Raw genomic sequence first — 1,582 nt, 5'->3', positions numbered from 1 at the left:
GTATTTTTCTACTATCTTTTTAAATTCATCCTGCACTGTAGTAGATGGGATTTCTTCTTTAGTTTCATTATATGTCTTCACTAAATTACTATCGTGCACGCTTAAATCTGGATAAGCAATGTTTTCTCCAGCCAAACTCTCTACCAAAGAAATATACTGATTAAACATTTGATTTATCATAGATTCATCAAATAGTTCTTCTACATAATCCCATGTAATAGACAAGCCTTCCTTAGTTTCCATAACCTGATAATCCAAATAAACTTGCGAAGTTTGACTCACGCCCATCTTTATTTCGCCTAAATCATTTATTGTAGAATTATCATCATTATCCATTGAAAATAATAAGCTTGTGAACACTACTGGCATTATTGCTTGATCTTGCAATCCTTTTTGTTTTTTTATTTCTCGTATAACATTAATTCCATCATAATGCCTATGCTCTAACGCTTCAAACATTTTATCTTGACTATTTTTTGCGAAATCCCAAAAGTTTATTACATCTCTTACATTAGTATCAACTAATATAACCGATGTAAAGTCACCAATTATATTATTAACATTTTCATTAAAAGGATACCTTGTAAATACTGTGACGTTTAAGGTTAATTCTGGTTGATTACTCCAATATCCTAAAATATATGCATATGCTGAATATAGTAAAGAAGATACTGTTATACCTTTACTCTTTGCTATATATTTAATCTTATGCCATAATTCATTGGATATAATATTTTCACATCGTCTAAAGTGTGGTCTATTTATTTCGTCAATACTTCTTTTTAATAGTAATTCTGGTGCAGGGGGCAATAATGAAATTTTATCATACCAATATTTTTTATCATCTAAATATGTTTCACTATTCTTAAAATCTTCTAATGCTTCTACATAATCCTTATAATTAAATAGATTTTTTGATATCTCATCATTATTCTCTAACAAACCTTTAACTAATATTCTCATACTACTTCCATCAGCAATTAATAAATCTATTCCAATAAATAGATAATATTCAGACTCGCTAATTTTAAATGCTTTAAACTCAAAAAGAGGCCATTCACTAACATCAAATACATGATGCGACATTCTCTTTCTTTCATTAATTATTTTTGTTTTCAAAACCTCTTTTGGACAAATTTGAACATCTTCTACAACAATTTTATAATAAGGAATGTCTTTCAAAACTTTTTGTGTGCCTTTTGGCGAAAATAAAGTTCTAAACATAGATTGAGATTTAATTATTTTATTTAATCTATACTCTAATAATGATATGTCCATGTCTGTTAAAATTTCATAATATCCATGTGTAGATACTCCACCTAATGCAAATTTTTCATCTCTGCCTAATAAGTATGCCATCTGAACATCAGTTAGTGGAAACTCTTCATATTCGTTGTCTGAATTATGCTCATAATATTTATAAATTCTTTGTTCAGCAGATTCGGTTTTCTCAGACTTCTCAGATTTTTTTATAATGAATTTAGTTAATTCTTCAATCGTATCATACTTTAAAAAATCTCTGTACGGAATTTTTAAATTGAACCTTTCAGAAATCAATGACATTATCTTAACAATTTTAATA

At 27.8% G+C, this 1,582-nt stretch carries 1 protein-coding gene; it reads right to left on the bottom strand.

Annotated features, from left to right (window positions below; genetic code table 11):
- Positions 1-1,582, bottom strand: a 1,582-nt coding sequence (locus HMPREF9225_RS09640) for a condensation domain-containing protein (protein ID WP_008902760.1), incomplete at both ends; no start/stop codon positions are given.

It is taken from the genome of Peptoniphilus duerdenii ATCC BAA-1640, from assembly GCF_000146345.1.
Lineage (GTDB): Bacteria > Bacillota > Clostridia > Tissierellales > Peptoniphilaceae > Peptoniphilus_B > Peptoniphilus_B duerdenii.
This window is presented reverse-complemented; position numbering and strand designations above follow the sequence as displayed.